At 69.1% G+C, this 14,812-nt stretch carries 18 protein-coding genes; 3 read left to right on the forward strand and 15 right to left on the reverse strand.

Going from position 1 to position 14,812, the window contains the following annotated elements; translation table 11 throughout:
• Window positions 1–18 precede the first annotated feature (18 nt).
• The 5 genes from ABD736_RS10550 to ABD736_RS10570 all read right to left on the reverse strand — a co-directional run bounded on the left by ABD736_RS10550 (window position 19) and on the right by ABD736_RS10570 (window position 5,556).
• On the reverse strand, window positions 19–1,365 hold the full coding sequence (locus ABD736_RS10550) for a serine hydrolase domain-containing protein (protein WP_344791724.1): 1,347 nt from the start codon (window positions 1,363–1,365) through the stop codon (window positions 19–21).
• Between the two features lie 93 nt (window positions 1,366–1,458).
• On the reverse strand, window positions 1,459–2,757 hold the full coding sequence (locus tag ABD736_RS10555) for an ATP-dependent DNA helicase (protein WP_344791725.1): 1,299 nt from the start codon (window positions 2,755–2,757) through the stop codon (window positions 1,459–1,461).
• 55 nt (window positions 2,758–2,812) lie between these two features.
• Window positions 2,813–3,031, reverse strand: coding sequence for a hypothetical protein (locus ABD736_RS10560; RefSeq protein WP_344791726.1), 219 nt, complete (start codon window positions 3,029–3,031; stop codon window positions 2,813–2,815).
• Window positions 3,032–3,088: 57 nt separating this feature from the next.
• Window positions 3,089–5,056 carry a bifunctional copper resistance protein CopD/cytochrome c oxidase assembly protein gene (locus tag ABD736_RS10565; RefSeq protein ID WP_344791727.1) on the reverse strand — a complete coding sequence of 656 codons (1,968 nt, stop codon included), beginning with the start codon at window positions 5,054–5,056 and terminating at the stop codon, window positions 3,089–3,091.
• A gap of 212 nt (window positions 5,057–5,268) precedes the next feature.
• On the reverse strand, window positions 5,269–5,556 hold the full coding sequence (locus ABD736_RS10570; protein ID WP_344791728.1) for an HU family DNA-binding protein: 288 nt from the start codon (window positions 5,554–5,556) through the stop codon (window positions 5,269–5,271).
• A 172-nt stretch (window positions 5,557–5,728) separates the two neighbouring features.
• Here ABD736_RS10570 and ABD736_RS10575 point away from each other — a divergent pair, with 172 nt between their 5' ends.
• Complete coding sequence (locus tag ABD736_RS10575; protein WP_344791729.1) at window positions 5,729–6,988, forward strand: amidohydrolase; 1,260 nt, start codon at window positions 5,729–5,731, stop codon at window positions 6,986–6,988.
• Window positions 6,989–7,118: 130 nt separating this feature from the next.
• Here ABD736_RS10575 and rpsN read toward each other — a convergent pair whose 3' ends face one another.
• The 8 genes from rpsN to ABD736_RS10615 all read right to left on the reverse strand — a co-directional run bounded on the left by rpsN (window position 7,119) and on the right by ABD736_RS10615 (window position 12,221).
• A complete protein-coding gene (rpsN, locus tag ABD736_RS10580; RefSeq protein ID WP_344791730.1) occupies window positions 7,119–7,424 on the reverse strand; it encodes a 30S ribosomal protein S14 in 306 nt (101 codons plus the stop codon).
• 5 nt (window positions 7,425–7,429) lie between these two features.
• Window positions 7,430–7,597 (reverse strand): 50S ribosomal protein L33, encoded by a 168-nt coding sequence (gene rpmG / locus ABD736_RS10585; RefSeq protein WP_022881958.1) that lies wholly within the window; start codon window positions 7,595–7,597, stop codon window positions 7,430–7,432.
• The gene (rpmB, locus tag ABD736_RS10590; protein ID WP_344791731.1) at window positions 7,597–7,833 is read right to left on the reverse strand and encodes a 50S ribosomal protein L28; all 237 of its coding nucleotides are present in this window, start codon (window positions 7,831–7,833) and stop codon (window positions 7,597–7,599) included. The genes rpmG and rpmB overlap by 1 nt, the downstream gene beginning before the upstream one ends.
• A 179-nt stretch (window positions 7,834–8,012) precedes the next feature.
• On the reverse strand, window positions 8,013–8,405 hold the full coding sequence (locus ABD736_RS10595) for a Fur family transcriptional regulator (RefSeq protein WP_344791732.1): 393 nt from the start codon (window positions 8,403–8,405) through the stop codon (window positions 8,013–8,015).
• A complete protein-coding gene (locus ABD736_RS10600; RefSeq protein ID WP_344791733.1) occupies window positions 8,402–9,304 on the reverse strand; it encodes a metal ABC transporter permease in 903 nt (300 codons plus the stop codon). The genes ABD736_RS10595 and ABD736_RS10600 overlap by 4 nt, the downstream gene beginning before the upstream one ends.
• Window positions 9,304–10,206: a metal ABC transporter ATP-binding protein gene (locus tag ABD736_RS10605; protein ID WP_425555008.1), complete on the reverse strand. Its 903-nt coding sequence runs from the start codon at window positions 10,204–10,206 to the stop codon at window positions 9,304–9,306. The genes ABD736_RS10600 and ABD736_RS10605 overlap by 1 nt, the downstream gene beginning before the upstream one ends.
• Window positions 10,178–11,089, reverse strand: a complete 912-nt coding sequence (locus tag ABD736_RS10610) for a metal ABC transporter solute-binding protein, Zn/Mn family (protein WP_344791735.1) — start codon at window positions 11,087–11,089, stop codon at window positions 10,178–10,180. Before ABD736_RS10610 ends, ABD736_RS10605 begins: the two co-directional genes overlap by 29 nt.
• Before the next feature lie 73 nt (window positions 11,090–11,162).
• Entirely contained in the window at window positions 11,163–12,221 is a 1,059-nt protein-coding gene (locus ABD736_RS10615) for a histidinol-phosphate transaminase (protein WP_344791736.1), read from the reverse strand.
• Window positions 12,222–12,258: 37 nt separating this feature from the next.
• Between ABD736_RS10615 and ABD736_RS10620 the strand changes: the two genes are divergently transcribed.
• Complete coding sequence (locus tag ABD736_RS10620; RefSeq protein WP_344791738.1) at window positions 12,259–12,660, forward strand: phage holin family protein; 402 nt, start codon at window positions 12,259–12,261, stop codon at window positions 12,658–12,660.
• Here ABD736_RS10620 and ABD736_RS10625 read toward each other — a convergent pair.
• Window positions 12,620–13,867 carry an alpha/beta hydrolase family protein gene (locus ABD736_RS10625; RefSeq protein WP_344791739.1) on the reverse strand — a complete coding sequence of 416 codons (1,248 nt, stop codon included), beginning with the start codon at window positions 13,865–13,867 and terminating at the stop codon, window positions 12,620–12,622. The genes ABD736_RS10620 and ABD736_RS10625 overlap by 41 nt on opposite strands.
• Window positions 13,864–14,085: a hypothetical protein gene (locus tag ABD736_RS10630; protein WP_344791740.1), complete on the reverse strand. Its 222-nt coding sequence runs from the start codon at window positions 14,083–14,085 to the stop codon at window positions 13,864–13,866. The genes ABD736_RS10625 and ABD736_RS10630 overlap by 4 nt, the downstream gene beginning before the upstream one ends.
• A 238-nt stretch (window positions 14,086–14,323) precedes the next feature.
• Between ABD736_RS10630 and ABD736_RS10635 the strand changes: the two genes are divergently transcribed.
• Window positions 14,324–14,770 (forward strand): low molecular weight protein-tyrosine-phosphatase, encoded by a 447-nt coding sequence (locus ABD736_RS10635; RefSeq protein ID WP_344792240.1) that lies wholly within the window; start codon window positions 14,324–14,326, stop codon window positions 14,768–14,770.
• Window positions 14,771–14,812 lie beyond the last annotated feature (42 nt).

The raw sequence follows: 14,812 nt of genomic DNA on the forward strand, positions 1-14,812 counted from the left end.
CAGTATGGCGGGGCGGGGTCAGTAGTTCGGGCCGATGTCGGCGATCGCGCTCAGCTCGGGCGTCAGCGCGCCGCGCGCGGGGTTGCAGCCCGTCTCGTGCGGCAGCACCGTTCCGAGCTGCTGCGCCGTCCACGGCAGCGCGATGTCCGGCTGCTTCTTCCCCGACTCCGCCTTCGCCTTTGAGCCGATCGACGCGAGCTGCAGCGCGACCAGCCGCGCGAAGTTCGCACCCGCGGTCGAGTCATTCACCATCACGACGACCGTGAGCCCCGACTTCGGGTCCGAGTAGGCGGCCGTGTCGAAGCCGGGCACCGAGCTCGCATGCCCGACGAGCGGCCCCATCTTCTCGACGCCGAGCCCATACTGTGCCCACGACGGCGTCGACTTCGACACGATGATGCTCTTCTGCTGCTGAACGCTGAGCTTCGACGGCAGCAGCGAGCCCGCGGCCACGGCATGAACCAGAGTGGCCGTATCGCTCAGGTTGCTCACGAGACCGCCCGCCTGCTGCAACGCGGTGGGCGACAGGTCGGTGTCGTCATCCTTCACCTTGCAGTTCACGGCGCCCGTGACCGGGTCGCGGTCTGCTGCGTACCCCGTCGGGGCGGGCGACGGCAGCGTCGAGCTGTTCGGAATGGTGGTCGTCTCGCTGATGCCGAGCGGCCCGGTGACGTACTTGTCGTACAGCGACGCCCACGACGTGTTCGTCGCGGTCTGCAGCGCGAGCCCGAGCAGCACGAAGCCCGCGTTCGAGTACGCGAAGGTCTGACCGGGGGCACCGACGCGCGGCTGCCCCAGCCCGCTGTTGATCAACTCGACCGTGTCCCAGGTGCGCGTCGGGTTGGTCACCATCTGCGGAATGAGCGAGTTCCAGTAATCGGGGAATCCGGAGGTGTTCTGGCACAGCGCCCCGAGCGTGAGGCCGTTCAGGCCGACCATGCGCGGCAGGTACTTCGAGACCTGGTCGGTCAGCTTCACCTTCTTGTCGCCGACGAGCCCGAGCAGCACGGTGCAGGTGGCGGACTTCGTGATCGAGCCGATGCGGAACGAGGCGTCGGTGCTCATCTCGTCGGCGCCCTTGTCGTGCGAGACGGTTCCCGACGCGGCCGTCCACGTGCCGGCCCACGGCGCCCACACCCCGGCGACGCCGCCGCTGCCGCCCGAGAGCTTGACCGCGTTGTCGAGGACGGCCTGCAGCTGCTTCGACGTGTCGTCAGGCATCCGATCGCCCGTGCTCGTGCCGATCGCCTCGACGCTCGCGCCCCCGCTCGCGCTGCACGCGGCCAACAGCAGAGCGCTCAATCCGAGCGCGATCGCCGCGATCGCGCGCCGCGCGCGACGGACAGGAATTCCCCGAGGCGACATGCTCACCACCCCTCGTGCAGCACCAGCCTGCTTCGAGTCTAGGCGGGCGTCTAACGGGTTCACATCCGCCGATGGGATGACGGGCAGGCGGCGTTACGAAGCCGTTACCGCCACCCGCGGCGCTCGCCCGGCGTCGGCCATGAAGCGCTCGACGTCCTTGTCGACCCAGATGTCGGCCGGCCGCAGCGGGCGGGTCAGATAGAGCCCCTCGAGCGCCGTGATGCGGCTCAGCGCGACATACGTCTGCCCGGGGCTGAACGCCCGCGAGCCGAGGTCGACGATCGCCTGGTCGTAGGTCTTGCCCTGCGATTTGTGGATCGTGACAGCCCACGCGAGCCGCAGCGGGAACTGCGAGAACTCGGCGACGACGTCCTTCTCGAGCTTCTTCGTCACCGGGTCGTAGCTGTACTTGTGCCGCTCCCACGTCGCCGGCTCGACCTCGTAGCGCACGCCGTCGATCTCGACCTCGACGTTCGCGGTGATCTTCGTGACGGTGCCGATCGACCCGTTCACCCAGCGCACCTCGCCCTGTCCCTGAGTGTCGTTGCGCAGGAACATCACCTGCGCCCCGACCTTCAGCTCGAGCGCCTCGTCGGCGGGGTAGTTGCGGCCGCCGAAGTCACCCGAGATCTCGGCCTTCGCGGTCTGCAGCCGCCCGGGCAGCCGCTGCAGCTGCGCCTGGTTGATGCGGTTCACCGAGTCGTTGCGGCTCGCGAGCGTGATGACACCGTCGCGCGGGGCCGGCCGGGCGCCGACGTCGTTGAGCCGATCGGCGATCTGCTTCGTGACCATGCCGTGCCGCACCGCGTTCAGCATGTACTTGAACTCGGCCTCGTGCTGCCGGTGCACCTCCGACAGCTCGACAATGCGCAGCTCGGCGGTCTGCCACACCTTCGCGTCGAAGAACCACATCGAGCGGTAGGTGTCGGCGAAGTACTCGCGCTCCTCCTGGCTTCCGGGCACGGGCGCGAGCTGGTACGGGTCGCCGAACAGCACCACCTGCACGCCGCCGAACGGCGACTGGCGCTTCCGCGCCTGGCGCAGGCTGCGGTCGATCGCATCCATTAGGTCGGCGTTGACCATCGACACCTCGTCGATCACGAGGGTGTCGATCGTGTTCAGCAGCTTCTTGAGCTCGTCGGACTGGTCGATCGCCTGGTCGGCGATCACGCCGATCGGCAGCCGGAACAGCGAATGGATCGTCTGCCCGCCGACGTTGAGCGCCGCGACCCCCGTGGGCGCGCTGATGACGAGCTGCTTCTCGGTGTTCCACGCGAGGTGGTTCAGCAGCGTGGACTTGCCCGTTCCCGCGCGGCCGGTGACGAACACGTGCTCGCGCGTCTTCTCGATCAGGTCGAAGACGGCCTGTTGTTCACGAGAGAGCTGGGGCACCGATTCAGATTAGTTCGCGGGATGCCTCGCGAGGCGCCATCCACAGCGCGAGCCGTCAGCCTCCGAGGCCGCCGGGCCCCACCTGCTGGCCGTTGTGCAGCGCCTGCAGCTGGCCCCGCTGCAGCTCGGCCTGCTGCGCCTGCGCCGGGTCGTCAGACGGCGACAGGAAGAGGCCGGCGCTCGGCGTCTTGCGGTGCCGCCCCCGCACGAACCCGGCGACGATGAGCCCGACCAGCGCGAGCCCGAACACCCAGGCGAGAATCGTTGCGATCATGGCGACCACCCTTTCGGCCAGAGCACCTGGCGCTTGGGGGAAGCATATGGTGCCGGGTCAGCGGTGGGAAGCATCCTTTTCCGCCATCCGCTGCAGCATCGCGTTGTACTCGGCGACGTCCGCGTTGCCGGTGCGATCGGATGCCCGGTCCTTCCGCTTCGTCTCGCGGGCGTCGCTGCGGCTCCACTGCAGCGCGACGACGATCGCGAGCACGAGGGTCGGCAGCTCGCCGATGCTCCACGCGATGCCGCCCGCGACGTACTGGTCGTTCATCGGGGTGGCACCCCAGGTGCGCCCCATCGCCCCGAACCAGTCGGCGAGGAAGAGCCCGGAGGCGGTCATGATCGTGAGCCCGAAGAAGGCGTGCACCACCATCGTGCCGAGCAGCAGCACGAGCCGGAACGGGTACGCCAGGCGGAACGGCACAGGGTCGATGCCGATCAGCGACTGCACGAACAGGTAGCCGGTGATCAGGAAGTGCACCGTCATCCACTCGTGCCCGAGGTGGTTCTCTGTCGCCCAGCGGAACAGCGGCGAGTAGTAGAAGACCCACAGGCTGCCGACGAACAGCAGCGCGGCGATGAAGGGATTCGCGAGGATGCCGGCGATGCGGCTGTGCACGGCGAGCAGAATCCACTCACGGCCGCCGCGCGAGTCATCCGACCGCTTCGTGATCGCGCGCGCCGCCAGCGTGACGGGCGCGCCGGGCACGAGCAGCAGCGGCACGACCATCATCAGCGCCATGTGCATCGTCATGTGCGCCGAGAACAGGTAGTCGACGTAGACCGCGATGCCGCCGCTGGTGATGTATGCCAGCACGAGCATGCCCGCCACCCAGCTGACCGTGCGCCCGAGCGGCCAGCTGTCGCCGCGACGGCGCAGGCGAAGCACCCCGGCGATGTAGAAGAAGATGCCGAAGGCGGCGACCAGCAGCCAGACGGGGTCGACGTTCGCGCCGAAGATCAGCGAGTGCAGCGTCTCTGGCGGCGGCAGCGGCTGGCCGGTCAGGATCTCGGCCGGCGTCGTCGTCTCGGGCGTCTGCTGAACGGGAGTCGCGGTGCGCGCGAGCGCCGCCGCGATGCCCGAGGCGAAGCCCATGAACGCGAGCTCGGTCGTCACCAGCGCCCAGAACGGGCCGCGGCTGGCGCTCGTGCGCAGGCGCGCGATCAGCCAGCGGCGCTGCAGCACGCCGAAGAGGCCGAGCACGATGAGCACGGCGGCCTTGCCGATGACCAGCACGCCGTAGGGGGTGAACAGCGCCGCCCACGTGCCCACGCGCAGCTCGGCGCTCAGGTAGCCGCTGAACGCGACGACCACGAAGCAGATGATCGCGAGGCTGGAGTAGCGCGAGAGCACGGTCGGCAGCCGGTCGCCGGCGAGCGTGTTGCGGATCAGCACCAGGGTGAGCAGCCCGCCGATCCACACCGCGGCGCCCACGATGTGCAGCCCGAGCGCGGTGATCGCGAGGTTGTGCCCGCTGGTGCCCGCCGCGTGGCCCTGCAGGGCGATGGGCACGAGCGCGCCGAGCGCGAGCAGCGTGACGAAGACGAGGGCGACCTGGTTGCGCACGGCGAAGCAGAGCACGGTGGTCGCCGCCGCCGCGAGCGTCGTGATTCCCCACGCCTGACCGAGCGCGACCTGGGTCACGAACTGCAGGAACTGATTGCTGAAATCCTGGCTTGCCGCCAGCGGCGTGAAGGATGCGTCGCTGAACGACAGCACGGTGGTCAGCCCTGACGCAACGGTCATGACCGCCGCGGACGCCGAGGCGACGTCGAGCGCCTTGTCGTATTCGGCGCGCTTCGAGCTCAGGGCGAAGAGCGCGAGCAGCAGTGCGCCGATCGCCCCCGCCGACGACAGATCGACGACGAGCTTCGTGATCGGCAGGCCCCAGCGCGTGACGGCGCCCGGGTCGCTGAGGCCGAGCGGAGCGCTGCCGCCGCCGAAGGCGAGAGCCGCGATGATCGCCACGAGAGCCGCTGCGATCAGGGCCACGGGGCCCGCGACGCGCTGCGCTCTGTTCACCGCACCAGCGTAGTTCCGTGCACCTTTGAGCTTCCCGCGTCGGCTGACCTGGCCGCTGCTGCGCCCATTCGGCGCGGCTGCGTGCCCGTTCGGCGCAATGGTTGCCAGTGCAGCGGGCGCACGTGCGCCATTCGGGCACGTGAGCGCCAGCGCCGCTCCGGCACGAAAAAGGCGCCCACCCGCGGGTGAGCGCCTGATCCGGTGGTGCTGTCTTACTTGACGGCAGCCTTCAGCTTCGAGCCGGCGGTCAGCTTGACGCGCTTGCCGGCCGGGATCTTGATCTCGGCGCCGGTCTGCGGGTTGCGACCGGTGCGAGCTGCGGTGTTCGAGCTCTCGGCGGCGAGCCAGCCGGGGATCGTGACCTTGCCGCCGTCGGCAACGGTCTTCGCGATCGTGGCGAAGAAGGCGTCGATGACGCCGCCGACGACGGTCTGGCTCTGGCCGGTCTCACCGGCGACCGCAGCGACGAGCTCGGTCTTGTTCAGCGACTTATCAGCCATGGGTGTCCTCCTCGGACTGCTGCTGCCTGGAGCAGCGTCTGTGTTCGGTGATGAAACGGGTGGCGCACAGAGGCGCCGGTCTTCCGACCCCCTCCGGCCACGGCCAAAGTAGCATCACATCCGCGGAATCTCGCGGAATTTCGGCGTGTTGCGGCGGTGAAAGACTGTCATCATGACCTCACGCGAAGAGAAGAATCCCATCAGGACCGCTCGCGGAAGCGTCGCGATCACGAACGCGAGGCTCGTTCCCGTCTCCAGTGAGCCGATCGAGAACGGCACGATCGTCGTCGTCGACGGCGTCATCGAGGCGCTTGGCGCCGACGTCGCGGTGCCAGACGGCGTTCCCGTCGTCGACGCCGGCGGCCGCCCCGTCTACCCCGGTTTCGTCGAGGCGCACGGGCACCTGGGCGTGCACGAGGAGGCCGAGGGCTGGGCGGGCAACGACACCAACGAGATGACCGACCCGAACGGCGCGGGGTTGCGCGCCATCGACGGCATCAACATCGAAGACGAGGGCTTCCGCGATGCGCTCGGCGGCGGCGTCACCAGCGCGGTCATCAAGCCCGGCTCCGGCAACCCGATCGGCGGCCAGACCGTCGCGATCAAGACGTGGGGTGGCCGCACCGTCGACGAGCAGGTGATCACCGACGCCGTCTCGGTGAAGTCGGCCCTCGGCGAGAACCCGAAGCGGGTCTACGGGGACAAGAAGCAGCTGCCCTCGACGCGTCTCGGCGTGGCATCCGTCATCAGGTCCGCGTTCGTCGACGCGCAGAACTATCGCGCCAAGCGCGCGGCGGCCGAGGCCAAGGGCGACCCGTTCGAGCGCGACCTCGCGAAGGAGACGCTCGTGCGAGTGCTCGAGGGCGAGCTCGCCTGGGACCAGCACACGCACCGGGCCGACGACATCGCGACGGCGCTACGCCTCGCCGACGAGTTCGGCTACCGCCTCGTGATCAACCACGGCACAGAGGGCGCAGAGCTCGCCGACGTCCTCGCCGAGCGCGATGTGCCGGTGATCTTCGGCCCGATGTTCACCACCCGGTCGAAGGTCGAGCTGCGCAACCGTGCCATCGCGAACCTCGGTCGCCTCGCCAAAGCGGGCGTGCGCGTGGCGATCACCACCGACCACCCGGTGGTGCCGATCAACTTCCTCATCCATCAGGCGTCACTCGCCGTGAAAGAGGGGCTCGACCCGGTCGTCGCCATCGAGGCGCTCACCGTCAACCCGGCGTCGTTCCTCGGCCTGCGCGACCGCATCGGCGCCCTCGAGCCGGGCCTCGACGGCGACCTCGTGATCTGGTCGGGCGACCCACTCGACGTGAACTCGCGCGCCGAGCAGGTGTTCATCACGGGCACGCGCGTGTATTCCTGGGATGCCGCAAGCGGCGCTTCCGTCGTCGAGCGCATCGCGCGCTTCGACCGCACCGCCTAGCAACTCGTTCCCGTTCCGGACAGATCCGCCCGCGGCGGCGGGCGCGAATGTCCGGAACGGGAACCTGTCGCCGCTGGATACGACGAAGGCCCCCTGGTCTCCCAGGGGGCCTTCGTGTGAGTGCTGTGGCTTACCAGCTCGACTTGGTGATGCCGGGCAGCTCGCCGTTGTGAGCCATCTCACGGAAGCGGACACGCGAGATGCCGAACTTCGAGAGGACACCACGGGGGCGGCCGTCGATCTGGTCGCGGTTGCGCAGGCGCACCGGCGACGCGTTGCGCGGCAGCTTCTGCAGGCCGACGCGAGCGGCCTCGCGCTCCTCGTCGGTCGCGTTCGGGTTGACGAGCTGCTTCTTCAGCTCGGCGCGCTTCGCGGCGTAGCGGGCGACGACAGCCTCGCGCTGCTTGTTGCGGGCGATCTTGCTCTTCTTAGCCATATTCCTTAGCGCTCCTCTCGGAACTCGACGTGCTTGCGGATGATCGGGTCGTACTTCTTGAGCACGAGACGATCGGGGTCGTTGCGGCGGTTCTTCTTGGTCACGTAGGTGTAACCGGTGCCGGCCGTCGAGCGGAGCTTGATGATCGGACGGATGTCCTGCTGCTTAGCCATTAGATCTTCTCCCCTCGGGCCAGGATGTCCTTGACGACCGCCTCGATACCGCGGGCGTCGATGACCTTGATGCCCTTGGCGGACACCGTGAGGGTGACGTTACGGCGAAGCGAAGGGACGAAGTACGTCTTCTTCTGGATGTTCGGGTCGAAACGACGCTTCGTGCGTCGGTGCGAGTGCGAAATAGTGTGACCGAAGCCGGGGGTGGCGCCGGTCACCTGGCACACTGCTGCCATGTGATTCCTCCATCACTACCGATGCCCCGGAAAGGGCATCCCAAGATCTCTTGTCGGCGCACACCAGTACCTCTTCTTGGTGAATGGGCTTGGTGTGTGCGAACCGGCTCGAGGAGTCCGAGCCAGACAAACGTCAAGTCTATCAGAGGCCGCGGGATGCCTTTACCACGCGCAGCTCGTCAGCGTGAGCACGACGCGCAGAGCCCGAAGACGTCGACGACGTGCTGCGGCTCGGTGAATCCGTTGGCGCTCGCGACCTGCTGCGCCCATTCCTCGACGGGGTCGGCCGAGATCTCGACCGTCAGGCCGCAGTTGCGGCAGATGAGGTGGTGGTGGTGCCCCGACATGGTGCACGCGCGGTAGAGCGCCTCGCCCTCCGGCGACTGCAGCGAGTCTGCTTCCCCCTCGACGGCGAGCGAGGCGAGCGCCCGATAGACCGTCGCGAGGCCGATCGGCGAGCCGCCGTCACGTAGCGAGGCGTGCAGGCTCTGGGCGCTCACGAAGTCGTCGCGCTTCGACAGCGCGTCGCGCACGGCCTCGCGCTGCCAGGTGTTGCGCTTGGGCGCGGTCATGCGGCGACCTCCTCTGCGTGGGCGGCCGGCACAGGCATCCGTCGCCCGGAAATGCCGCGCCGCCTGCGCACCTCGGCGATCACACGGCAGACGACATAGATCAGGAACGAGATCGTCGTGACATACGGGCTGATGGGCACCGAGCCACCGAGGGCGAGCAGGATGCCGCCGACCATCGACGTCACGCCGAACGCGACGCTCAGCAGCGGCACCACGAGCGGAGACGACGACACGCGCAGCGCGGCGGCGGCCGGCGTCACGAGGATCGACAGCACGAGCAGCGCGCCGACGATCTGCACCGACACCGCGACCGTCAGCCCGAGCAGCAGCATGAACACGATCGACAGGCCGCGCACCGGCACGCCGCGGGCGGCAGCCACGTCGGCGTCGATCGACGCGAAGGTCAGCGGGCGCCACACGATCGCGAGCCCGATGGCGACGATGAGCGCGATCGCGATCAGCCAGCCCACCTGCGGGTCGTCGATTGCGACAATCTGGCCCGTGAGCAGGCCGAACTTGTTCGCGCTCCGGCCGGGATAGAGGGCAAGGCAGAGGATGCCGAGGCCGAGGCCGAACGGCATGAGAACCGCCGTCACGCTGTTGCGCTCGCGGGCCCGCGAACCGAGCAGGCCGATGAGCAGCGCCGCCACGAGCGAGCCGACGATGGAGCCCTGCACCACGCCGACGCCGAGCAGCAGGCCGGCCGATGCGCCCGCGAACGACAGCTCGCTGATGCCGTGCACGGCGAACGCCATGTCCCGGCTCATCACGAAGACGCCGATCAGGCCGCCGATGATGCCGAGCACGGCGCCGGCGATGACCGAGTTGCGCAGCAGGACGAGAAGCTCGCCGTAGTCGCTGAAGTTGAAGACCTGATCCCAGAATCCGGCGTCGTGCATCACAGGACGACCGCCTCGGCGTCGTCGGGGTTGTGGTCGCAGACCTCTTCGTGGCCGGCGTCGTGATGCTCGTCGTGCGGGGCGTGGCCGCCATCAGGCGTGCCGACGACGATGACGCGGCCGCGCGCGTGGATCACATCGACGGGGGAGCCGTAGAGCTCGCTCAGCACCTCGCTGCGCAGCACCTCGTCGGGCGTTCCGATGCGGAAGCGGCCGTTGGCCAGGTAGAGGACACGGTCGACCATCGAGAGCACGGGGTTCACGTCATGCGTCACGAAGAGCACGCCGAAGCCGCGTTCCCGCCGCTGGCGGTCGATCAGCTCGCTGACGGCACGCTGGTTGCTGAGGTCGAGCGAGGCGAGCGGCTCGTCGGCGAGCAGAAGGCGCGGGTCGGATGCCAGCGCCTGACCGATGCGCAGACGCTGCTGCTCGCCGCCCGAGAGCGTCGAGACCGGCACGTTCGCGTACTCGCTCGCGCCGACCGCTGCGAGCAGCTCGTCCACCCGTCGACGCTTGGTTCGACTGGGCCAGAAGCCATACGAGCGGCCGTCGATGCCGAGCCCGACGAGGTCGCGCGCACGCAGCGGCGTGCCCTCGTCGGCGAGCTTCTGCTGCGGCACATAGCCGATGCGCGGATTCCCCGACCGCACGGGCTCGCCCGCGACCAGCAGCTCGCCCTGACTCAGCGGCTGGCGACCGAGGATCGCCCGCAGCAGGCTGGTCTTGCCCGTTCCGTTGGCGCCGAGCACCGCGAGGAACTCGCCTGGCTGGACGTCGAGGTCGAGGCCATGCCACAGCGTGCGCCGATCGAAGCGCAGAGTGGCGCCCCGCAGGCTCAGGACAGGACCTGCGGAGCGAGCGCTCTGCCGGAACTCAGTCGCCAAGCGCAGCGCCGATGGCATCGAGATTCGCGGTCATCCATTCAATGTAGTTCTTGCCGGCGGGAAGAGTCTCGGTGACCGGGACGACCGCGACGTTGTTCTGCTTTGCCGCGTTCAGCACGTCTTCGGTCTGCGGGCCGGTGGTCTGCTCGTTGTAGGCGAGCAGCTTGACCTTGCCGCTGGCGTAGAGGTCGAGGGTCTGCTTCAGGACCGCAGGCGCGACATCCGTGTCTTCTTCGATCGCCTCGCTGAAATTCTCGGGCGTGAGGTTCTTCAGGCCGATCGCGTCGAGCATGTACAGCGGAACCGGCTCGGTGATGGTCACCCCTTCACCGGCGTGCGCCGACTTCAGCTGACCTTCCGTGCTCTCGAGGGTGGCGAGCTGATCGCCGAACTTCTTGGCATTCGCCTCGAAGTCGGCCTTGTCTGACGGGTCGGCCTTCGCGAAGGCGGTCTCGAGCTTGTCGGCCACCTTCTGCACCGTCGGGAAGTCGTACCAGAGGTGCTCGTTGAACTCACCGTCGCTCGGGTGCTGGTCGTAGCCGGAGATGGTCGCCGCGGTGAGCACCGCCGGCTGCTTCTTCGCCGCACTCACCATCTTGGTGACGAAGTCGTCGTAGCCACCGCCGTTCGCGATCACCACGTCCGCCTTCGAGATCGCCAGCTGGTTGCGCGCGTCAGCCTGGTACTCGTGCGGGTCCTTGTCAGGGTCGTCGATGATCGACGTCACCTTCACGTGGTCGCCGCCGATGGCGCTGGCGACCGACCCCCAGACGTTCGTCGACGCGACGACGTTGATCGCGCCGGACGTGTCCTGCGCGTCGGACGGAGTGGAGGAGCAGGCGGCGAGCGCGATGACCGCGGTCGAGAGGGCGAGGGGAACCAGGAGGCGCGATCGTTTCACGTCTCTCACGTTACTGCTTATTGATAATGATTGTCAAAACCACCGGCGTCAAGGGGCGGCCCGACGCACCGCCTCACCGCCGCAGGGCGGAGGTGACCGCGAGGATGCGCTCGATCGACTCCTCTTCCCCGATCGAGATGCGGATGCCGTCGTCGACGAACGGCCGAACCGCGATGTCTGCGTCGAAGAACGCATCGGTCGCCGCGGTGGTGTGCTCTCCGGTCGGGAGCCACACGAAATTTCCCTGAGCGGAGGGCACGTTCCACCCCTGCTCGATGAGTGCACCGCGCAGCCGATCACGGCGCGCCACGATCTCGGCCACCCGCTCATCGAGCGCGTCCTGCCGTTCGAGGCTCGCGAGGGCGGCGGCGAAGCCGAGCTCGGTGACCGCGAACGGAATGGCCGTGGCTCGGGCGGCAGCGAGCAGGCGCTCGGGGCCGATCGCGTAGCCGACGCGGAGCCCCGCGAGGCCGTACGCCTTGGAGAACGTGCGGGTGATGACGAGGTTGGGGTAGCGCCCGAGGTAGTCCTGCCCGTCGACGGCGCCGGGGTCGGTCACGAACTCGCGATACGCCTCGTCGAGGACGACGAGAACGTCAGAGGGCACGGCGGCCATGAACGACTCGAAGGCCGTGCCGGGGACCGCGGGCCCGGTCGGATTGTTCGGCGAGCACACGACGACGACGCGGGTGCGCTCGGTGACTGCCGCGGCGAGCGCGTCGAGGTCGTGCTCGAGGGTGTCGGTGAGCGGGACGCGCACGCTGGTCGCACCGGTGATCGTGACGAAACTCGGGTATGCCTCGAAGGAGCGCCAGGCATAGACGATCTCGTCCCCCGGCGCCGCCGCCGCGAGGAACAGCTGCTGCAGCAGCGACGACGAGCCCGCACCGACGATGACCTCGCCGAACTCGACGCCGTACCGGTCGGCGAGTTCGGTGCGCAGCGCGACCGCCGCCCCGTCGGGGTAGCGATTGATCTCGACCCGGGCGGCAGCAGCCTCGAGCACGCCGGGCAGCGCGGGATACGGGTTCTCGTTGCTCGACAGCTTGAAGCCGTCCGCCGACGGCGACCGCCCCTGCGAGTAAGCCGTCAGCGCGGCGATCTCGGGGCGCAGTCGCACATTCTCAGACACTCTTCAAAGGTAGCGGCGCGCCTGCCAGACTTTCGCCATGCGCTTCGTCGTGAAACTGCTGATCAACGCGTTCGCTCTCTGGCTCACCACCCTGATCGTGGCCGGCGTGCACGTGACCGCGTGGACGAGCGGTGGCTGGCCGCTCTTCTGGACCTACATCGTGCTCGCGCTGATCTTCGGCATCGTCAACGGCATCGTCGGCACCGTGCTGCGCATCGTCGCGTTCCCGCTCTACATCCTCACTCTGGGCCTCTTCTCGCTCATCGTGAACGGGCTGCTCCTGCTGCTCGTCGAGTGGATCAGCGACCACTGGCTGCGCTTCGGCCTCACCGTCGACGGCTTCTGGTGGGGCGTGCTCGGAGCGCTCGTGCTCGGCATCATCAGCTGGATCGTCGGCCTCATCTTCCGCCCCCTGACGTCGCGGGCCGAGCGCCGCTGACCCGCTCACCGCGCCATAGCGTGACCTCGGCCTTCTGACCGCCGGTGAAGTCGGCCAGCGTCGTGCGTGCTCTGACGAGACGAGGGTCGGTCGAGGCATCCATCTCGGTCGCCGTCTGCTCATAGCTCGACAGGTGGTGTGCTGGCACACCCGGGTCGCTCGGCTTGACCCCCGGCGCGGCCTCGCGCACGAGCAGCCGCGAGTCGGTCAGGGGTCGCGGGCCACCGCCGAGCGCAGGAACCAAGTCGTCGGTGTGCTCCACGGCGACGTCGATCGTTCCGGCCGGCGCACTCACCCGCGGCGCCGGCGACCCGAAGGTCACGAGCAGGGGAGCGGGAGCCACTCCGCTCGTCGCGATGGCGCCGGCGACGATGCCGCCTTGCGAATGCCCGACGGGGACGACCGGCTCGCCCGGCCTCCAGCCGGCGCGCTTGAGCGCCAGCATCGCCGCCCGCGTCGAGCCGGCCGAGCCGCCGGCGAGCCCGACCACGTTCGAGGTGTCGTCCCACGGCTCTGTTCCCGGCACGAGCGACCAGTCAATCGTTCCCGCCGAGTAGACCACCCAGTGGTTCTCGCCGCCGGGCAGCTCGTATTTCTCGACGCGCACCTGCGGCTGCCCTGCCTTCGCCTCGGGGATGCGCCGAGCGAGGTCGGCGAACCCCGCAGGCGGCGCCGTGCGCTGCGCAGACGCGGGCACCGGGATGACGGTCACCGGCGTTTCCTCGAGAGCAGCGCCGGGCAGCGCCTGCACCGGTAGCAGCAGCGCAGGCAGGTTCAGCGAGTCGGCGAGCCCACGCAGTGCCGTCACGAACCGCGCGTCGCTGAAGCCGACCGCCTCATGCTGCACCGCACTGATGCCGACGGCCAGGAACACATCGAGCAGCTCCGGCACGGGCCCGGCCAGCCGCGCGGCGAGCAGCTGCTGGGCGCCGACCGCCCGCTCGGCCCAGCCATAGGCCTCGGCCGCGGCCTCGAGCTCCCACGCGAGCGTCTCTGCGTCGCGCCCGGCGCCGGCGAGCTCGCGCTGGGCGAGACCGAGGGCCCAGACCGCGCCGCTGATCGCGAGCGCCGCCGCGCCGAGCGCTCCGGCCACCTGCTCGTGAATCGCGCCGGCCCGCGCGGCGAGCTCGCGCAGCTCGCGCTGTGCCGAGAGCATCGACTCGGTCTCGACAGCGACACTGCCACCGCCGGACACCTCGATGGTCACAGCTCGCGCTCCGCCGCCGCGAGCGCGGCAGCGGCCGCCGCGATGCGCGCGCGCAGTCTCTCGACGCGCAACCCGAAGGCCCATCTCGCGGGCCCCGACCAGTCGTGCAGAGCCGGCAGCAGACGGAACAGCTGAAGGCAGTCGGTCTCGGCAGCGCGCACGCATGCGCGGGCGGTCGCCCGCTGCGGCTCGGTCAGTTCTGCGGGCAGGGCGGTCATGGTTCCTCCACTCCGGCGCGGGGTGGACGACCAGGATGACAGCCGGCCAGGGCGGCGGGGCCGTCCGGCTCAGGCATCCGTGCACATTGACGCTCTTGGCCCCCTGTGGAGGGCGAGATCCGCAGGCTTCTACGGCAGAATGGCTCAGGTGACGTTCGCCTCGCCCGCAGATGACGACGTCGCCCCCGATCGCTTCAGGGTGTGCTTCGTCTGCAGCGGAAACATCTGCCGCTCGCCCATGGCCGAGGTCGTCTTCCGCGACCTCGCGGCGAAGGCGGGCATCGGCGCACGCATCGCATCGAGCTCGGCCGGCACCGGCGACTGGCACGTCGGCGAGCCCGCCGACCATCGCACCGTCGAGGCGCTGCACCGCCGCGGTTACGACGGGGCCACGCACCGCGCGCGCCAGTTCGATTCCGACTGGTTCGACGACCTCGATCTCGTGGTGGCTCTCGACCATAGCCACAAGCGCATCCTCGATCATTGGGCGGCCACGCCCGAGAACCAGGCCAAGGTCGCGTTGCTGATGGACTTCGCGCCGCACCGCGGCGACACCCTCGACGTGCCGGACCCGTACTACTCCGACGACGCCATGTTCGACACCGTGCTCGACCTCATCGAGCGCGCCTGCGCCGGCCTCGTGCACCAGCTCGAGCCGGCCCTCAAGCGCGACTTCCGCCGCTAGCCGCCCGTCGCGAAGCGCCAGCCGCCCGCCGACAGAAAGAAC

The sequence above is a fragment of the Gryllotalpicola daejeonensis genome, from assembly GCF_039538145.1.
In the GTDB taxonomy this organism is placed as follows: domain Bacteria; phylum Actinomycetota; class Actinomycetes; order Actinomycetales; family Microbacteriaceae; genus Gryllotalpicola; species Gryllotalpicola daejeonensis.

What these genes read in the sequence shown, in the direction of transcription:
- ABD736_RS10550 (WP_344791724.1), bottom strand. Translation starts at nt 1,365, where the DNA reads ATGTCGCCTCGGGGAATTCCTGTCCGTCGCGCGCGGCGCGCGATCGCG.
- ABD736_RS10560 (WP_344791726.1), bottom strand. Translation starts at nt 3,031, where the DNA reads ATGATCGCAACGATTCTCGCCTGGGTGTTCGGGCTCGCGCTGGTCGGG.
- ABD736_RS10570 (WP_344791728.1), bottom strand. Translation starts at nt 5,556, where the DNA reads ATGGCTGATAAGTCGCTGAACAAGACCGAGCTCGTCGCTGCGGTCGCC.
- ABD736_RS10575 (WP_344791729.1), top strand. Translation starts at nt 5,729, where the DNA reads ATGACCTCACGCGAAGAGAAGAATCCCATCAGGACCGCTCGCGGAAGC.
- rpsN (WP_344791730.1), bottom strand. Translation starts at nt 7,424, where the DNA reads ATGGCTAAGAAGAGCAAGATCGCCCGCAACAAGCAGCGCGAGGCTGTC.
- rpmG (WP_022881958.1), bottom strand. Translation starts at nt 7,597, where the DNA reads ATGGCTAAGCAGCAGGACATCCGTCCGATCATCAAGCTCCGCTCGACG.
- rpmB (WP_344791731.1), bottom strand. Translation starts at nt 7,833, where the DNA reads ATGGCAGCAGTGTGCCAGGTGACCGGCGCCACCCCCGGCTTCGGTCAC.
- ABD736_RS10595 (WP_344791732.1), bottom strand. Translation starts at nt 8,405, where the DNA reads ATGACCGCGCCCAAGCGCAACACCTGGCAGCGCGAGGCCGTGCGCGAC.
- ABD736_RS10600 (WP_344791733.1), bottom strand. Translation starts at nt 9,304, where the DNA reads ATGCACGACGCCGGATTCTGGGATCAGGTCTTCAACTTCAGCGACTAC.
- ABD736_RS10605 (WP_425555008.1), bottom strand. Translation starts at nt 10,206, where the DNA reads ATGCCATCGGCGCTGCGCTTGGCGACTGAGTTCCGGCAGAGCGCTCGC.
- ABD736_RS10620 (WP_344791738.1), top strand. Translation starts at nt 12,259, where the DNA reads ATGCGCTTCGTCGTGAAACTGCTGATCAACGCGTTCGCTCTCTGGCTC.
- ABD736_RS10630 (WP_344791740.1), bottom strand. Translation starts at nt 14,085, where the DNA reads ATGACCGCCCTGCCCGCAGAACTGACCGAGCCGCAGCGGGCGACCGCC.
- ABD736_RS10635 (WP_344792240.1), top strand. Translation starts at nt 14,324, where the DNA reads ATGGCCGAGGTCGTCTTCCGCGACCTCGCGGCGAAGGCGGGCATCGGC.